Here is a 14,354-nt window from a genome sequence, read left to right as displayed (position 1 = left end):
TACAAATAATTTGACTTGTACACCCACGAATCTATGCTGAAGAAGAGTTGTACAGAAATGGTCCTCTGTACAAATTTAGATTCGAGGTGCCTTCATGTCCGATGCTTCTCCACCGAAAATCGCCATCAGCGCCTGCCTGATGGGGGCCGAAGTGCGCTACAACGGCGGACACAAGGAATCGCGCCTGTGCACCCACACACTCACTGAATATTTCGATTTCGTCCCGGTGTGTCCGGAAGTCGCGATCGGTCTGGGCATTCCCCGCGAACCGATTCGTCTGGTGGGTGACCCTGATCAACCCCGGGCGCTGGGCACTGTCCATCACCAGACCGACGTCACCGATGAGCTGGCCGTCTACGGCGAGAAAATGGCCGATGAGCTCAATGACATCTGCGGCTACATTTTCATGCAGCAATCGCCATCCTGCGGACTTGAAAGGGTCAAGGTCTACCATCCCAACGGTTCACCGATCGGCAGCGGACGCGGGATCTACGCCCGGGCATTCTGTGACCGGCATCCGGACCTTCCCGTGGAAGAAGCCGGGCGCCTGAACGATCCGGTCCTGCGGGAAAATTTCATCACCCGGGTGTTCGCCTACAGCGACTGGCAACACGTGCTCCGGCAAGGCTTGAGCCGCCGCGCCCTCACCGATTTCCACTCCCGCTACAAGTACCTGCTGATGGCTCACAACCCGGTGCAATACAAGGCGCTGGGCAATCTGCTGGGCAACATGGGGCAGATCGATCCCGTGGAAATCGGCCCGCGCTATTTCAGCCAGTTGATGACGGCGCTCTCCACCTGCGCTACACGCCGAACCCACAGCAACGTGTTGCAGCACATCAGCGGGTACCTGAAACGAGCCATCAGCGCCGAAGACAAACAGGAAATGCAGCACGTCATCGGCCAGTACCGCCACGGCATCGTGCCGCTGGTGGTGCCGCTGACACTGCTCAAGCATCACTTTCGTCAACACCCGGATCCGTACATCGCGCAACAGGTTTACCTGCAACCGCACCCGGAAAACCTCAGCCTGCGAAACGCCATTTAATGAACGACACACCCGACAGCAGCGCGCGCGAAGACCTCGGCGCCGACTTCAAGAAAGCCCTCGACGAGGGCTGGTTGCCGATCCGCGAAGTCGCGCGCCAGACCGGCGTCAATGCGATCACCCTGCGCGCCTGGGAGCGCCGCTACGGACTGATCGTGCCCCAGCGTACCCCCAAGGGGCACCGCCTGTATTCGGCCGAACATGTACAGCGCATCCAGAACATCCTCACTTGGCTCAACCGTGGCGTGGCGGTCAGTCAGGTCAAACCTTTGCTCGACACTCCTCAGGTCATCGATGAGCCGCCGGAAAATGAATGGCAGCCCTTGCGCCAGGCCGCCCTGCTGGCGGTCACCCGGTTGAATGAACGCAGCCTCGACGACAGCATCAACCAGGCCATGGCGCTGTATCCACCACGCACCCTGTGCGAGCAATTGCTGATGCCGTTGCTGGCGGATCTCGAACAGCGCTGGCAAGGCCAGTTCGGCGCGCAGATGGAGCGGGTGTTTTTTCATTCCTGGCTGCGTAGCAAATTCGGCGCACGCATCTACCATAACAATCGTCAATTGCGCAGCGCACCGCTGCTGCTGGTCAATCAGTCGGATCTGTTGCTCGAGCCACACCTGTGGCTTTGCGCCTGGCTGATCAGCAGCGCCGATTGCCCGGTGCAGGTGTTCGACTGGCCGTTGCCGGCGGGGGAGCTGGCGCTGACCGTCGATCACCTGCAAGCCCGCGGCGTCCTGCTGTATTCCAGCAAAGCCATGAATCCCGGGCAGTTGCCAAAACTGTTGAGCGGCATCGATTGCCCAAAAATGATTGCCGGACCCACGGTGTGCATCCACCACGCCGAGTTGTCCACAAGAACCACCGAGATCGCTGATCTGCACCTGGCCGAAGATCCCCTGTCGGCCCATCGGGCGCTCCTTCAGCGTGGGTTGATTTAATGAGTCGTGTCGAGAACACCATGCAATTGATCTGGCTGCGCAGCGATCTGCGCCAACATGACAACACCGCCCTGACGGCCGCCGCCGAGCGTGGTCCGACCGTGGCCGTTTACCTGTTGAGCCCCGAACAATGGCAGGAACATGACGATGCACCGTGCAAGGTCGATTTCTGGCTGCGCAACCTGCGGGAACTGAGCAAGAGCCTCGGCAAACTGAACATCCCGCTGCTGATACGCAGCGCCCCGCGCTGGGATCAGGCGCCGGCAGTGCTGCTTGAGCTGTGCCGGCAGTTGCAGGTCAAAGCCGTTCATGTGAATGAGGAATACGGCGTCCATGAAAGCCGCCGCGATGCTGCCGTTGCCAAGGCACTGCAGGCCGAGGGGATCGCATTTCAAAGCCATTTCGATCAGTTGCTTTTCAAGCCCGGCAGTGTCCTGACCAAGACCGGCAGCTACTTTCAGGTGTTCAGCCAGTTCCGCAAGGTCTGTTACGAACGCCTGCATCACTCGATGCCGGCGCTGGTAAAAGCGCCGTCGGCCCAGGCGCCGCAGACGTTGAAAAGTGATTCGGTACCCGATGCCATCAAGGGTTTCCCGGCACCGCCACAATCCTTGCAGGATCTGTGGCCCGCTGGCGAAGCCGAGGCCCGACGCCGGCTCGACACTTTCACCGATGAGCAGATCGACTACTACAAAAGCGAGCGCGACTTTCCGGCCAAACCCGGCACCAGCCAGCTCTCGGCCTATCTCGCGGCAGGCGTGATCTCGCCGCGTCAGTGCCTGCATGCCGCGCTGCAAAGCAATCAGGGCGAATTCGAGAGCGGCAAGGTCGGCGCTGTCACCTGGATCAACGAACTCCTTTGGCGCGAGTTCTACAAACACATCCTGGTCGGTTATCCGAGGGTTTCCCGGCATCGCGCGTTCCGCCCGGAAACCGAAGCCCTGGCCTGGCGCGATGCGCCGCAGGAACTCGCAGCCTGGCAGGAGGCGCGCACCGGCGTGCCGATCATCGATGCAGCCATGCGCCAATTGCGCGAAACCGGCTGGATGCACAATCGCCTGCGGATGGTCGTAGCGATGTTTCTGACCAAAAACCTGCTGATCGACTGGCGCGAAGGCGAACGTTTTTTCATGCGTCATCTGATCGACGGCGATCTGGCGGCGAACAATGGTGGCTGGCAGTGGAGCGCATCGACCGGTACCGACGCGGCGCCCTACTTCCGGATCTTCAACCCGATCAGCCAGTCGGAAAAATTCGACAGCGAAGGCCTGTTCATCAAGCACTGGCTACCCGAACTGGCCGGACTGAACAAAAAAGAAGTGCACGACCCGGCCAGTGCCGGCGGGCTGTTCGGTGTCGCGGACTATCCATCGCCGATCGTCAACCTGAGCACCTCACGGGAGCGGGCGCTGACAGCGTTCAAGAATCTGCCTTCCCGCGCGTCTATCGGAGAAGGCCATGAGTGAATTTCTGCGCCGTTTCGCCCGCCAGTTTGCGCAACTGAACAAGGACAACCTGCACACTCTGGAAGCGCTTTACAGCGAGGACATTCATTTCACCGACCCGTTGCACGAGGTACAGGGGCTGAAGCAATTGCGCGACTACTTCAATGAGTTGTACGCCAACGTCAGCGAACTGCGCTTCGACTTTCATGGTTTTGACCAGATCGGCGACTGCGAAGGCTATCTGCGCTGGGTCATGAGTTACCGCCACCCGCGTCTGGCTGGCGGACGGTTGATCCGGGTCACAGGCTGCTCGCACCTGCTCTGGCGCGACAAGGTTTATCGCCACCGGGATTATTTCGATGCCGGAGCGCTGCTTTACGAACATATACCCATATTGGGCCGGGTGATCACCTGGCTGAAAAGGAGACTGGGATGAATCTTTCAACTCCACGCCGTTACTGGCTGACCGGGGCCAGCAGTGGCATCGGTGCGGCACTGGCCGACGAAATTCTGAAAACCGGTGCGCACCTGGCGGTCAGTTCCCGCGATGTCGCAACACTCAAAGAATTGTCACAGCGTTATCCGGGCCAAGTGCTGGTGCTGGCCGGGGATCTGACCAACAGTCAGACCGTAAGGGAAATCGGTGAACAGATCGCTCAGGCCTGGGGCTCGCTGGACACCGTGATCCTCAACGCGGGCACCTGCGAATACGTCGACGCCAGACAGTTCGATGCCTCGATCGTCGAACACGTAGTGCGCACCAACCTGCTGGCCAGCAGTTATTGCATCGAAGCCGCCCTGCCCCTGCTGCGCAAAGGAACCGCGCCGCATCTGGTGGGCATGGCCAGCTCCGTCACCTACGTGCCGCTGCCCCGCGCCGAGGCCTACGGCGCGTCGAAGGCCGGACTGCGTTACCTGTTCGAGTCATTGCGCATCGATCTGGCGGACGAGGGCATAGAAGTTACCGTCATCAGCCCGGGTTTTGTCGAAACGCCGCTGACGGCGAAAAACGACTTCCCGATGCCATTGAGCTGGCCGGCGGAAAAGGCGGCGAACCATATCATGGACAGACTCAAGGAACGGCCTCTGGAAATTGCTTTTCCGGCACTGTTCATGGCAGCACTCTGGCCGCTGTCGAAAATGCCTGCGCGTGTGCAACTGGCGATCGGCAAACGCATGGTCCGCAGCACGCCGCCCTTGCGGGATGCGACATGAACATCGCCATCGTCGGCAGCGGGATCGCAGGTCTGACCTGCGCCTACCTGCTCAATCGCCGTCATGACGTTACGGTGTTCGAAGCCGACGACCGGATCGGCGGTCATACGCACACCGTAAACGTAACGGTGGATGGCTGCGATTACGCGATCGACACCGGCTTCATCGTGTTCAACGACTGGACCTACCCGAACTTCATTCGTCTGCTCGACCAATTGGGTGTGAGCAGCAGACCCACCGAGATGAGTTTCTCGGTAACCGACCCCGATACCGGCCTGGAATACAACGGCAACAACCTCGGCAGCCTGTTCGCTCAGCGCCGCAACCTGTTTTCGCCAGGTTTCTGGGGCATGCTGCGCGACATCCTGCGCTTCAACAAGCAAGCCAGGCGCGACCTTGCCGAACAGCGGATCAGCGGCGACACCACGCTGGACGACTACCTCAAGGCCGGCGGCTACGGCGAGCGCTTCATCCTGCACTACATCGTGCCGATGGGTGCGGCGATCTGGTCGATGCCGATGGCCGAGATGCTGAATTTTCCGTTGCAGTTCTTCGTGCGCTTCTTCGAAAACCACGGCTTGCTGTCGGTCAACAATCGCCCGCAATGGCGGGTGATCGAGGGTGGTTCCAGTGCCTACATCCCTCCCTTGACCGCAAGTTTCAAAGAGCGCATCCGCCTGAATTGCCCGGTTAACCGGATCGACCGCAACGAACATGGCGTGATGATTCACAGCCCTGCGGGCATCGAACACTTCGATAAAGTCGTGCTGGCCTGTCACAGCGATCAGGCGTTGCGACTGCTGGGCAGTCCCGGGCGTGCAGAAAGAGAGATCCTCGGCGCACTGCCTTATGCCGACAATGAAGTGGTGTTGCATACGGATACCCGCCTGCTGCCGACACGCAAACGGGCCTGGGCCAGCTGGAACTATCGCCTCGGCGGAGCCGGCCACACCCAGGCGACCGTGACCTACGACATGAGCATTCTGCAGGGCATCCAGAGCGATAACACCTTCTGTGTCAGTCTCAACCAGAGCGCCGGGATCAGCCCATCCAAAGTGCTGGGCCGCTTTACCTACGCCCACCCGCAATACAGCCTCGCAGCCGTGGCGGCCCAACGGCGCTGGGCCGAGCTGGATGGCGTGCAACACACCCACTACTGTGGCGCCTACTGGGCCAACGGTTTTCATGAAGACGGCGTGGTCAGCGCCTTGCGCGTCGCCGCCGCGTTCGGAGAAAGCCTGTGAACAGCGCGCTCTACAGCGGATGGATCGCCCATCGGCGCTTCGCCCCACGCCGTCATGAGTTCCGCTACCGGATCGGGTTGCTCTATCTGGATCTGACCGAACAGGACGCCGTGCTGAACCTGTCGCCGCTGGCGGGCAAAAGCCGCTTCGCACCGTTTTCGTTTCGCGAGAGCGACTACCTCAAGACCTTCACCGGTCGCGGTGTGCGCCTGAACGATGCCGTGCGTTTGCAAGTGGGGGCGGCTCTCGGTCATGAACCGCAGGGCGCGATCTGTCTGCTGACCCAACCGCGCAGTTGGGGCCTGGCATTCAACCCCGTGAGTTTCTTTTATTGCCACGAGGCCGACGGGCAACTGGCGGCGATTCTCTGCGAAGTCAGCAACACGCCGTGGCGCGAGCGTTATCACTATGTGCTGCCGGCGCGAACACCGACCAGCGTGTGCGACTTCCATCAGCACTTTGCCGTGGCCAAGGCGTTTCATGTATCGCCGTTCCTGCCACCGGATATTGAATACCGCATGAGCTTCAGCCCCGCTGCGCAAACCCTTGGCGTGCACATGGCGGACTGGCAGGGCGAACACAAACTGTTCGACGCCACGCTCAACCTGAAACGCGAACCTCTTGATCAGCGCAACCTGCACCGACATCTGTGGCGCTTTCCGTGGATGACCGCGAAAACCGCCCTCGCGATCTATTGGCAGGCCCTGCGCTTGCTGCTCAAGCGCACCCCGCTGTTTCCCCATCGGACGGCCGACGACAGCGTTCGAACCGCCACTGTCTCTCCCGAGGAGCACCGTCATGAAGTCCTCTAGCGTTTCGGCCAAAAACTTCCCGCTCAGTACGCAAGGCATCACCGGTTCGCTGCTGCGCCGTGGTGTTCTGCGTCAACTCGCACAGCTCAAGCAGGGGCAACTGGTGGTGATCGAAGACGGCGAGCGTCAGGTCTTCGGTACGCCGGGCAGCGCGTTGGTGGGCGAGATTCATGTCCTCGACGCGGCGGCCTGGGGCATGGTCGCGGGCAATGGTTCGATCGGCGCCGGTGAAGCGTTCATTCACGGCTACTGGAGTTCACCGGACCTGACCGCCGTGGTGCGCGTCTTCGTCAGCAACCTTGAGGTGCTGGACGGCATGGAGGGCGGACTGGCGACGATCGGCCGGGCGCTGGCGCGCGGTCTGCATTGGCTCAATCGAAATACGCGCAAGGGTTCGCAGAAAAACATCGCCGCGCACTACGACCTCGGCAATGACCTGTTCGAACAGTTTCTCGACCCGACCATGATGTATTCGGCGGCGCAGTTCCTCAGCCCCGACGACAGCCTGGAACAGGCACAACTGAACAAGCTGGAACGGATCTGCCGCAAACTTGCCCTGCAACCCGACGATCACCTGCTGGAAATCGGCACCGGGTGGGGCAGCATGGCGCTGTATGCCGCGCAGCACTACGGCTGCAAAGTCACCACGACCACGCTGTCCAAAGAGCAATACGCATTCACCGCCCGGCGCATCGAAAGCCTCGGTCTGCAGGATCGGGTGACGCTGTTGCTCAAGGACTACCGCGACCTCACCGGCCAGTACGACAAACTGGTGTCGATCGAGATGATCGAGGCCGTCGGCCATCGCTTCCTGCCCACCTATTTCAAGCAATGCGCGCATCTGCTCAAGAACAACGGCCTGATGCTGCTGCAAGCGATCACCATCCGGGAGCAGCGCTACGAGCAGGCCAGGCGCGGCGTGGATTTCATCCAGCGCTATATCTTTCCCGGTGGTGCCCTGCCGTGTGTGCAGAAGATGCTCGAAATCGTCAGCCGCGACACCGACATGAACCTGCTGCACATGGAAGATTTCGGCCTGCACTACGCCCGGACCCTGAACCTGTGGCGCGAGAACTTTCGCCACGCCCACGGTCGACTGAGCGAATTGGGCTACGACGACTATTTCCTGCGGCTGTGGGAGTTTTACCTGTGCTACTGCGAGGGCGGATTCCTCGAACGCACCATTGGCACCGCGCAAATGCTGCTGGCCAAACCGGGGGCGATGCCGGCACCACTGCTTGGGCGCTTCGATGCCTGAGCGGATCGCCAATGCGCTGCTGTTCCAGATTGGCTGGCTGGCCTGCGTGCTCGGCGGTAACAGCTTGTGGTTGCTGATGGCACTGGCGGTATTGGTAATTCATCTGCGATGGGTCAGCAGTTGGGCGGCGGAGGGTCGCCTGATTCTCAGCGTGGTGATTATCGGCACCGCCGTGGACAGCGCTCTGCGCAGTCTCGGGGTCTTTGAGTTCAAGGATCTGTCGCCGCTGATTCCACTGTGGCTGATGTTGCTGTGGGCCCTGCTCGCCACGACGTTGCGCCATTGTCTGCAATGGAGCGCTCGTCCCTGGTGGCTGGCGAGCGCACTTGGGGCCGTCGGTGGTGCATTGTCGTACTGCGCCGGCGGACGGTTGGCCGGTGTGCAATTTCCCTACGGCGAGCTACCGACCCTGATTGGCATCGGTCTGCTGTGGGCGTTGCTGTTCCCGTTGCTGCATCACGTGTCCCGTCGTCTGGCGTAATCATCGTCCGTCAGCGCTTTCACACGTTTGAGAATCACTGCCGTACACTGCGCCCATGAAGACCATTCCTCTCCAGCCGGTCGACGAGCCCGTCATTACCTGCGCGACTTGCGCAGCCTGCTGTTGCCGGCTCGAAGTCATGCTGATCACCGACACCGGCGTGCCCGAACGCTATATCGATACCGATGATTGGGGTGGAGAAGTGATGCTGCGTCTGGACGACGGCTGGTGCGCCGCGCTGGATCGCGACACGATGATGTGCACCATCTACGACAAACGCCCGCTGATCTGTCGCGAATTCGAGATGGGCGCGCCGGAGTGCATCGACGAACGCCAGGGGATAACCACGGCGTATCGTTGAATACAAAAAAGGAGCGCCTGGCGCTCCTTTTTCATCGGATTTACAACGGCAACGTGTAGTGCAGCGAGTAGCTTTCCACACCGTCGTTGTTGCTGCTCAGACCGGCGTTGGAATAGTGCGTGGCACGGATTCCGACTTCATGCCCGCCATTGAATCGCAGGCCGAAACCGATGCGGTCTTCGAACTGGAAGGCCCCACCGATATTGTTGTCTTCGTACTGGGTGTTGGAGAACAACGCCACCCCGATCCCTGCTTCGACGTAGGGTTTGACCGACTGACCGGCGAATTCGTAAACAAAAACCGGCGAGAACGAAAGACTGTTGTTGCTGGAAGTCTTGTCACCTTCCCAGTAAGTGTAGGCTCCGCTCCAGTAGCCGGTCAGGCGACCGGTATCGCTTTGCAGCCAGCTCTTGTCCCAGTCGAAATTCATCCCCAGGCGATAGGTCATCGTTGAATCGCTGGTAGCACCCACCCCGAACTCGACGCCAGCAGCCTGTGCGGTAAAACTTTGCCCCATCAGTGCAGCCGCAATCGCGGCCAAGCAGAATAGTCGCTTCACGTTGAAACTTCCTTTTCCGGAACGATCGTTTGGTTTTTAGGTAACTCAGCGGTATAGAAATCGGCGCTTAAACAGAAGTTCACCCGATATTCGAGTTATTTCACAATCTTTTTACAAGTGGAAGCGTTGCACATCGCCAGGCGTTTGTCCCAGCAACGGCAAAATGTTTTTCAAGGACTGCGGATCGGCACTGGTCCAGAACTTCGCGGGCCGGCTCGGACCGGCGGCGAGCAGCTCCCGCTCGGCCAACAATCGCTGAAGTTGCCTGGCCACGGCGGCGCCGGTATCGATCAGACTGATGTCATCAGCAAGCATCGTCTTGAGCATCGGCTTCAGGAACGGATAGTGGGTGCAGCCGAGAATGATCGTGTCGCAACCGGCGGCCAGCAACGGTTCGACGTAACGGCGCAGCAGCTGTTGCAGCGTGGCGCTGTGCAGGTCACCGCTTTCGATCAGTTCCACAAGCCCGGGGCACGGTTGGGTGATGACCCGGATATCGGTGGCGAAACGATCGAGCAACGCCGCGAATTTCGCGCTCTGCAAAGTGCCGGTGGTGGCGAGCACGCCGACCACGCCACTGCGCGTCGCGGCGGCAGCCGGCTTGACTGCCGGCTCCATGCCGACGATCGGCCAGTCGGGGAAATCACGCCGCAGGTCGGCGACGCCGGCCACGGTCGCGGTATTGCAGGCGATCACCAGCGCCTTGGCACTCTGTTCACGGAAAAAACCGGCCATCACATTGCAGCGCTGACGGATGAACTCCGGAGACTTCTCGCCATAGGGAATGTGCCCGCAATCGCCGAGATAGAGCAGCGATTCATTGGGCAGCAGCCGCTGGATTTCCGCCAGCACCGACAGGCCGCCGACGCCGGAATCGAAAACGGCGATCGGCGCCTCACGCATGCTGCTTGCCACAGACGCTGCATCCCGGATCACGCTTGACCCGCAACTCACGAAAGCGCGAGCCCAGTGCATCGATCAACAACAGGCGGCCCACCAGTGGCTCGCCGAACCCCGCCAGCATCTTCAAGGCTTCCAGCGCTTGCAGGCTGCCGACCAGGCCGACCAGCGGCCCGACCACGCCGGCCTCGCTGCAGGTCAGTTCGGCTTCGCTGCCATGGCCGTACAGGCAGTGGTAGCAAGGGCTCTGGGCCTCGCGCGGGTCGAACACCGACAGTTGCCCTTCAAGGCGGATCGCCGCGCCGCTGACCAGCGGTCTGGCCGCGACCACACACGCGGCGTTGACCGCTTCGCGGGTGGAGAAGTTGTCCGAGCAGTCGAGCACCAGATCCACCGCTGTCACGGCGGCGGCAAGAGAGTCCTCGTCCAGCGCCTGACGGTGAGGCACCAGTCGAATGTCAGGATTGATTGCGCTCAGGCGCTTGAGCGCCGAGTCGACCTTGGTCATGCCGACGCTGTCGGTGTCGTGAATGATCTGGCGTTGCAGGTTGGTCAGGTCGACCGTATCGAAGTCCGCCAGATGCAGCTCGCCCACACCCGCCGCTGCCAGATACAAGGCAACCGGCGCGCCGAGCCCACCGAGGCCGACGATCAGCACTCGGCTGTCCTTGAGCTTCAACTGGCCATCGATGTCGATGTGCTGCAGCAAGATCTGCCGGCTGTAGCGCAACAATTCCTGATCATTCAGCACGGCAGGCGCCCCAGACTGATCCGTTGATGACCGCCCAGATCGGTGCGGCTGTGGACTTCTTCGAAACCTTGCGTCAGCAGCAGATCACGCACGGCTTCGGCTTGATCATAGCCGTGTTCGAGCATCAGCCAGCCACCGGCCTCCAGATGGGCCGGCGCCTGAGCGATGATCAGGCGTATATCGTCGAGCCCGTCGATACCGGCCACCAGGGCGCTTTCCGGTTCGAAACGCACATCACCTTCGACCAGGTGCGGATCGGCGGCGCGGATGTACGGCGGGTTGCTGATGATCAGCTCGAAACGCTTGCCTTCGAGGGCGCTGAACCAGTGACTGCTCAGCACCGTGGCATTGTTCAGGTGCAGGCGCTGACGGTTGCGCTCGGCCAGGGCCACGGCTTCCAGCACGCGATCCACGGCGGTGACGTTCCATGCCGGACGTTCACTGGCCAGGGCCAGGGCAATCGCCCCGCTGCCGGTGCCCAGATCAAGCACCCTGGCCGCAGTCGCCGGCAGCAGTTCCAGTGCGGCCTCCACCAGCAATTCGGTGTCCGGGCGCGGAATCAACGTGTGCGGCGCGACTTCCAGATCGAGTTTCCAGAAACCCTGCTGGCCGAGAATATAGGCCACCGGCTCGCCACTGCGACGACGCTGCAGGTATTCGGCGAAGACCAGCACGGCTTCGCTGGGCACGATGCGCTCGGGCCAAGTGTGGAGAAAGCTGCGGGATTTGCCCAGCGCCGCAGCGAGGAGCAGTTCGGCGTCCAGGCGTGCAGTGGGCGAGTCCGGCAATTCGGCGGCGCGCAACAGGCTGGCAATGATGGTCATTTACTCACCTATCGCTGCCAGTTGGTCGGCCTGGTATTCGGCCAGCAACGGCTCGATCACTGCTTCGACGCCGCCCGCGAGGATTTCGTCCAGGGAATACAGGGTCAGGTTGACGCGGTGGTCGGTGACCCGGCCCTGGGCAAAGTTATAGGTGCGGATCCGCTCGGAGCGATCGCCGGAACCCACCAGCAATTTACGCTCGCTGGCGATGGCGTTGGCCGCTGCTGCGGTCTGCTGGTCGTTGAGCTTGGCCGACAGCCAGGCCATCGCCCGCGCACGGTTCTTGTGCTGGGAACGTTCTTCCTGGCACTCGACCACGATGCCGGTCGGCAAGTGGGTGATACGGATTGCCGAGTCGGTCTTGTTGACATGCTGACCACCGGCCCCGGAGGAGCGGTAAGTATCGACGCGCAAGTCCGCCGGGTTGATCTCGATCGCTTCCTGTTCGTCCGGCTCCGGCAACACGGCCACGGTGCAGGCCGAAGTGTGGATGCGGCCCTGGGACTCGGTGGCGGGCACGCGCTGTACGCGGTGGGCGCCGGACTCGAATTTCAGCTTGCCGTAGACATTGTCGCCCTCGACCCGGGCGATGACCTCTTTATAGCCGCCATGCTCACCCTCGCTCTCCGAGAGAATTTCCACGCGCCAGCCACGTTTTTCGGCGTAACGCGAGTACATGCGGAACAGGTCGCCGGAGAAGATCGCCGCTTCGTCACCACCGGTGCCGGCGCGGATTTCGAGGAACACGTTGCGCCCGTCGTTGGGATCCTTGGGCAGCAGCATGCGCTGCAACGTGGCTTCCAGTTCGATGAGTTGCTCTTTGGTTTCGCGGACTTCTTCCACGGCCATTTCGCGCATGTCGGGGTCGCCGTCCTTGAGCAGCGCCTGGGCGCCTTCCAGATCGGCCTGGGCCTTGAGCAGCTGTTTATAGGCTTCGACGACCGGCTCGACTTCGGCGTATTCCTTGGAATAGGCGCGGAATCTGGTCTGGTCGCAAATGACTTCGGCGTCGCCAAGCAGCGCCGTCAGTTCCTCGAAACGATCCTGGAGGATATCCAGCTTATTGAGCAGTGACGCTTTCATTGCGTTTTTTTATCCGAAAAGCTGTCCGGTGAGCCCTCGAGGGCAAAGAGTTCCTGAGCCATGGCCAGCGCATCGAGGCGGCCTTCGGCAGAAAGCTTTTTCAACTGCACGCTCGGTGCGTGCAGGAGTTTATTGGTCAGGCCACGGGCCAACTGGCTCAGCACATCTTCGGCATTGCCGCCGTTGGCCAGCAGACGCAGGGCCTTTTGCAGCTCTTCGTCACGCAGGCGTTCGCTCTGCTGACGATAGGCCTTGAGCACATCGACGGCGGCCAGTTCGCGCAGACGCACCATGAAATCATCGGCACCGACCGAAACCATCTCTTCGGCGGCCTGCGCGGCGCCCTGACGGCTCTTGAGGTTCTCGGCGACCACTTCGTGCAGATCGTCGACGCTGTAGAGGTAAACGTCGTCGAGTTCGCCGACTTCCGGTTCGATGTCCCGGGGAACGGCAATGTCGACCATGAAGATCGGTTTGTGCTTGCGCTGCTTGAGTGCGCTTTCCACGGCGCCCTTGCCCAGGATCGGCAACTGACTGGCGGTTGAACTGATGACGATATCACTGCGTACCAGTTCCGCCGGGATATCCGACAGCAGCACCGCATGGGCACCGAACTGCTCGGCCAGCAGGCTGGCGCGCTCCAGCGTGCGGTTGGCCACCACGATCCGCTTGACGCCCAGCTCGTGCAGATGACGTGCGACCAGGGTGATGGTCTCGCCGGCACCGATCAACAGGGCCTGGCTGCGTTGCAGGTCGCTGAAAATCTGTTTGGCCAGGCTGACGGCGGCAAACGCCACGGACACCGGGTTTTCGCCAATGGCGGTGTCGGTGCGTACCTGCTTGGCGGCGTTGAAAGTTGCCTGAAACAAACGCCCGAGCAGCGGCCCGATGGTGCCGGCCTCGCGGGCCACGGCGTAGGCCGATTTCATCTGGCCGAGAATCTGCGGTTCGCCCAGCACCAGCGAATCGAGCCCGGAGGCGACGCGCATCATGTGACGAACTGCCGCATCATCTTCATGCACATAAGCGCTCGCGCGCAGCTCATCGAAGCTTAAATGGTGATAATCGGCCAGCCAGCGCAGCACGATATCGGCCGAAAGCTGATCCTGTTCTATATACAGTTCACTGCGATTGCAGGTGGAAAGGATCGCAGCTTCGCGGCTGTCGGTGAGTCGGCAGAGCTGCTGCAGGGCCTCCACCAGCTGCTCAGGAGTAAAGGCCACGCGCTCGCGGACGTCTACGGAAGCAGTCTTGTGGTTGATACCGAGTGCAAGGAAGGCCATTCAAAGTCGCTGATGGTGACGTGAAGCCGGCAATTGTCCTACTTCGTCAGATTCAGAACAACTACCGCTGACTATTGTCCCAATTGTCGGCCCTTATAATGGCCACAATCGAGACTCGGTTATGTTTGGCCGAAGGCTTGTGTCATGAT

General features: G+C 61.0%; 16 protein-coding genes. 10 read left to right on the top strand and 6 right to left on the bottom strand.

The window, feature by feature from the left end:
- Positions 1-94: 94 nt before the first annotated feature.
- The 10 genes from BBF94_RS22770 to BBF94_RS22725 are packed head-to-tail and all read left to right on the top strand — an operon-like array spanning position 95 to position 8,805.
- Positions 95-1,048: a YbgA family protein gene (locus BBF94_RS22770; protein ID WP_065261216.1), complete on the top strand. Its 954-nt coding sequence runs from the start codon at positions 95-97 to the stop codon at positions 1,046-1,048.
- On the top strand, positions 1,048-1,989 hold the full coding sequence (locus tag BBF94_RS22765; RefSeq protein ID WP_065261215.1) for a MerR family transcriptional regulator: 942 nt from the start codon (positions 1,048-1,050) through the stop codon (positions 1,987-1,989). The genes BBF94_RS22770 and BBF94_RS22765 overlap by 1 nt, the downstream gene beginning before the upstream one ends.
- A 20-nt stretch (positions 1,990-2,009) precedes the next feature.
- The gene (gene phrB / locus BBF94_RS22760; RefSeq protein ID WP_141676618.1) at positions 2,010-3,455 is read left to right on the top strand and encodes a deoxyribodipyrimidine photo-lyase; all 1,446 of its coding nucleotides are present in this window, start codon (positions 2,010-2,012) and stop codon (positions 3,453-3,455) included.
- A complete protein-coding gene (locus tag BBF94_RS22755; protein ID WP_065261213.1) occupies positions 3,448-3,870 on the top strand; it encodes a nuclear transport factor 2 family protein in 423 nt (140 codons plus the stop codon). The genes phrB and BBF94_RS22755 overlap by 8 nt, the downstream gene beginning before the upstream one ends.
- Entirely contained in the window at positions 3,867-4,649 is a 783-nt protein-coding gene (locus BBF94_RS22750; RefSeq protein ID WP_065261212.1) for an SDR family NAD(P)-dependent oxidoreductase, read from the top strand. The genes BBF94_RS22755 and BBF94_RS22750 overlap by 4 nt, the downstream gene beginning before the upstream one ends.
- Complete coding sequence (locus BBF94_RS22745; protein ID WP_065261211.1) at positions 4,646-5,893, top strand: NAD(P)/FAD-dependent oxidoreductase; 1,248 nt, start codon at positions 4,646-4,648, stop codon at positions 5,891-5,893. Before BBF94_RS22750 ends, BBF94_RS22745 begins: the two co-directional genes overlap by 4 nt.
- Positions 5,890-6,705 carry a DUF1365 domain-containing protein gene (locus BBF94_RS22740; protein WP_065261210.1) on the top strand — a complete coding sequence of 272 codons (816 nt, stop codon included), beginning with the start codon at positions 5,890-5,892 and terminating at the stop codon, positions 6,703-6,705. Before BBF94_RS22745 ends, BBF94_RS22740 begins: the two co-directional genes overlap by 4 nt.
- A complete protein-coding gene (locus tag BBF94_RS22735) occupies positions 6,692-7,963 on the top strand; it encodes an SAM-dependent methyltransferase (protein ID WP_065261209.1) in 1,272 nt (423 codons plus the stop codon). Before BBF94_RS22740 ends, BBF94_RS22735 begins: the two co-directional genes overlap by 14 nt.
- The gene (locus BBF94_RS22730) at positions 7,956-8,444 is read left to right on the top strand and encodes a DUF2878 domain-containing protein (protein WP_065261208.1); all 489 of its coding nucleotides are present in this window, start codon (positions 7,956-7,958) and stop codon (positions 8,442-8,444) included. Before BBF94_RS22735 ends, BBF94_RS22730 begins: the two co-directional genes overlap by 8 nt.
- A 55-nt stretch (positions 8,445-8,499) precedes the next feature.
- Positions 8,500-8,805, top strand: a complete 306-nt coding sequence (locus tag BBF94_RS22725) for a YkgJ family cysteine cluster protein (RefSeq protein ID WP_065261207.1) — start codon at positions 8,500-8,502, stop codon at positions 8,803-8,805.
- A gap of 40 nt (positions 8,806-8,845) precedes the next feature.
- Here BBF94_RS22725 and BBF94_RS22720 read toward each other — a convergent pair whose 3' ends face one another.
- The 6 genes from BBF94_RS22720 to hemA all read right to left on the bottom strand — a co-directional run bounded on the left by BBF94_RS22720 (position 8,846) and on the right by hemA (position 14,205).
- Entirely contained in the window at positions 8,846-9,364 is a 519-nt protein-coding gene (locus tag BBF94_RS22720) for an acyloxyacyl hydrolase (RefSeq protein ID WP_065261206.1), read from the bottom strand.
- A 111-nt stretch (positions 9,365-9,475) separates the two neighbouring features.
- Positions 9,476-10,267: a glutamate racemase gene (gene murI, locus BBF94_RS22715; RefSeq protein ID WP_065261205.1), complete on the bottom strand. Its 792-nt coding sequence runs from the start codon at positions 10,265-10,267 to the stop codon at positions 9,476-9,478.
- A complete protein-coding gene (locus BBF94_RS22710) occupies positions 10,260-11,015 on the bottom strand; it encodes a molybdopterin-synthase adenylyltransferase MoeB (protein ID WP_065261204.1) in 756 nt (251 codons plus the stop codon). The genes murI and BBF94_RS22710 overlap by 8 nt, the downstream gene beginning before the upstream one ends.
- Positions 11,009-11,839, bottom strand: coding sequence for a peptide chain release factor N(5)-glutamine methyltransferase (prmC, locus tag BBF94_RS22705; protein ID WP_065261203.1), 831 nt, complete (start codon positions 11,837-11,839; stop codon positions 11,009-11,011). The genes BBF94_RS22710 and prmC overlap by 7 nt, the downstream gene beginning before the upstream one ends.
- A complete protein-coding gene (gene prfA / locus BBF94_RS22700; RefSeq protein ID WP_065261202.1) occupies positions 11,840-12,922 on the bottom strand; it encodes a peptide chain release factor 1 in 1,083 nt (360 codons plus the stop codon).
- Positions 12,919-14,205 carry a glutamyl-tRNA reductase gene (gene hemA / locus BBF94_RS22695; protein WP_065261201.1) on the bottom strand — a complete coding sequence of 429 codons (1,287 nt, stop codon included), beginning with the start codon at positions 14,203-14,205 and terminating at the stop codon, positions 12,919-12,921. The genes prfA and hemA overlap by 4 nt, the downstream gene beginning before the upstream one ends.
- Positions 14,206-14,354: the final 149 nt, after the last annotated feature.

The sequence above is a fragment of the Pseudomonas bananamidigenes genome (assembly GCF_001679645.1).
Lineage (GTDB): Bacteria > Pseudomonadota > Gammaproteobacteria > Pseudomonadales > Pseudomonadaceae > Aquipseudomonas > Aquipseudomonas bananamidigenes.
The sequence above is the reverse complement of the archived record's forward strand: the minus strand, read 5'-3'. Positions and strand labels throughout refer to the sequence as shown.

Coding starts and splice junctions, on each gene's coding strand:
- BBF94_RS22730 (WP_065261208.1), top strand. CDS start 7,956: ATGCCTGAGCGGATCGCCAATGCGCTGCTGTTCCAGATTGGCTGGCTG.
- phrB (WP_141676618.1), top strand. CDS start 2,010: ATGCAATTGATCTGGCTGCGCAGCGATCTGCGCCAACATGACAACACC.
- BBF94_RS22725 (WP_065261207.1), top strand. CDS start 8,500: ATGAAGACCATTCCTCTCCAGCCGGTCGACGAGCCCGTCATTACCTGC.
- murI (WP_065261205.1), bottom strand. CDS start 10,267: ATGCGTGAGGCGCCGATCGCCGTTTTCGATTCCGGCGTCGGCGGCCTG.
- BBF94_RS22755 (WP_065261213.1), top strand. CDS start 3,448: ATGAGTGAATTTCTGCGCCGTTTCGCCCGCCAGTTTGCGCAACTGAAC.
- BBF94_RS22735 (WP_065261209.1), top strand. CDS start 6,692: ATGAAGTCCTCTAGCGTTTCGGCCAAAAACTTCCCGCTCAGTACGCAA.
- BBF94_RS22765 (WP_065261215.1), top strand. CDS start 1,048: ATGAACGACACACCCGACAGCAGCGCGCGCGAAGACCTCGGCGCCGAC.
- hemA (WP_065261201.1), bottom strand. CDS start 14,205: ATGGCCTTCCTTGCACTCGGTATCAACCACAAGACTGCTTCCGTAGAC.
- prfA (WP_065261202.1), bottom strand. CDS start 12,922: ATGAAAGCGTCACTGCTCAATAAGCTGGATATCCTCCAGGATCGTTTC.
- BBF94_RS22770 (WP_065261216.1), top strand. CDS start 95: ATGTCCGATGCTTCTCCACCGAAAATCGCCATCAGCGCCTGCCTGATG.
- BBF94_RS22745 (WP_065261211.1), top strand. CDS start 4,646: ATGAACATCGCCATCGTCGGCAGCGGGATCGCAGGTCTGACCTGCGCC.
- BBF94_RS22750 (WP_065261212.1), top strand. CDS start 3,867: ATGAATCTTTCAACTCCACGCCGTTACTGGCTGACCGGGGCCAGCAGT.
- prmC (WP_065261203.1), bottom strand. CDS start 11,839: ATGACCATCATTGCCAGCCTGTTGCGCGCCGCCGAATTGCCGGACTCG.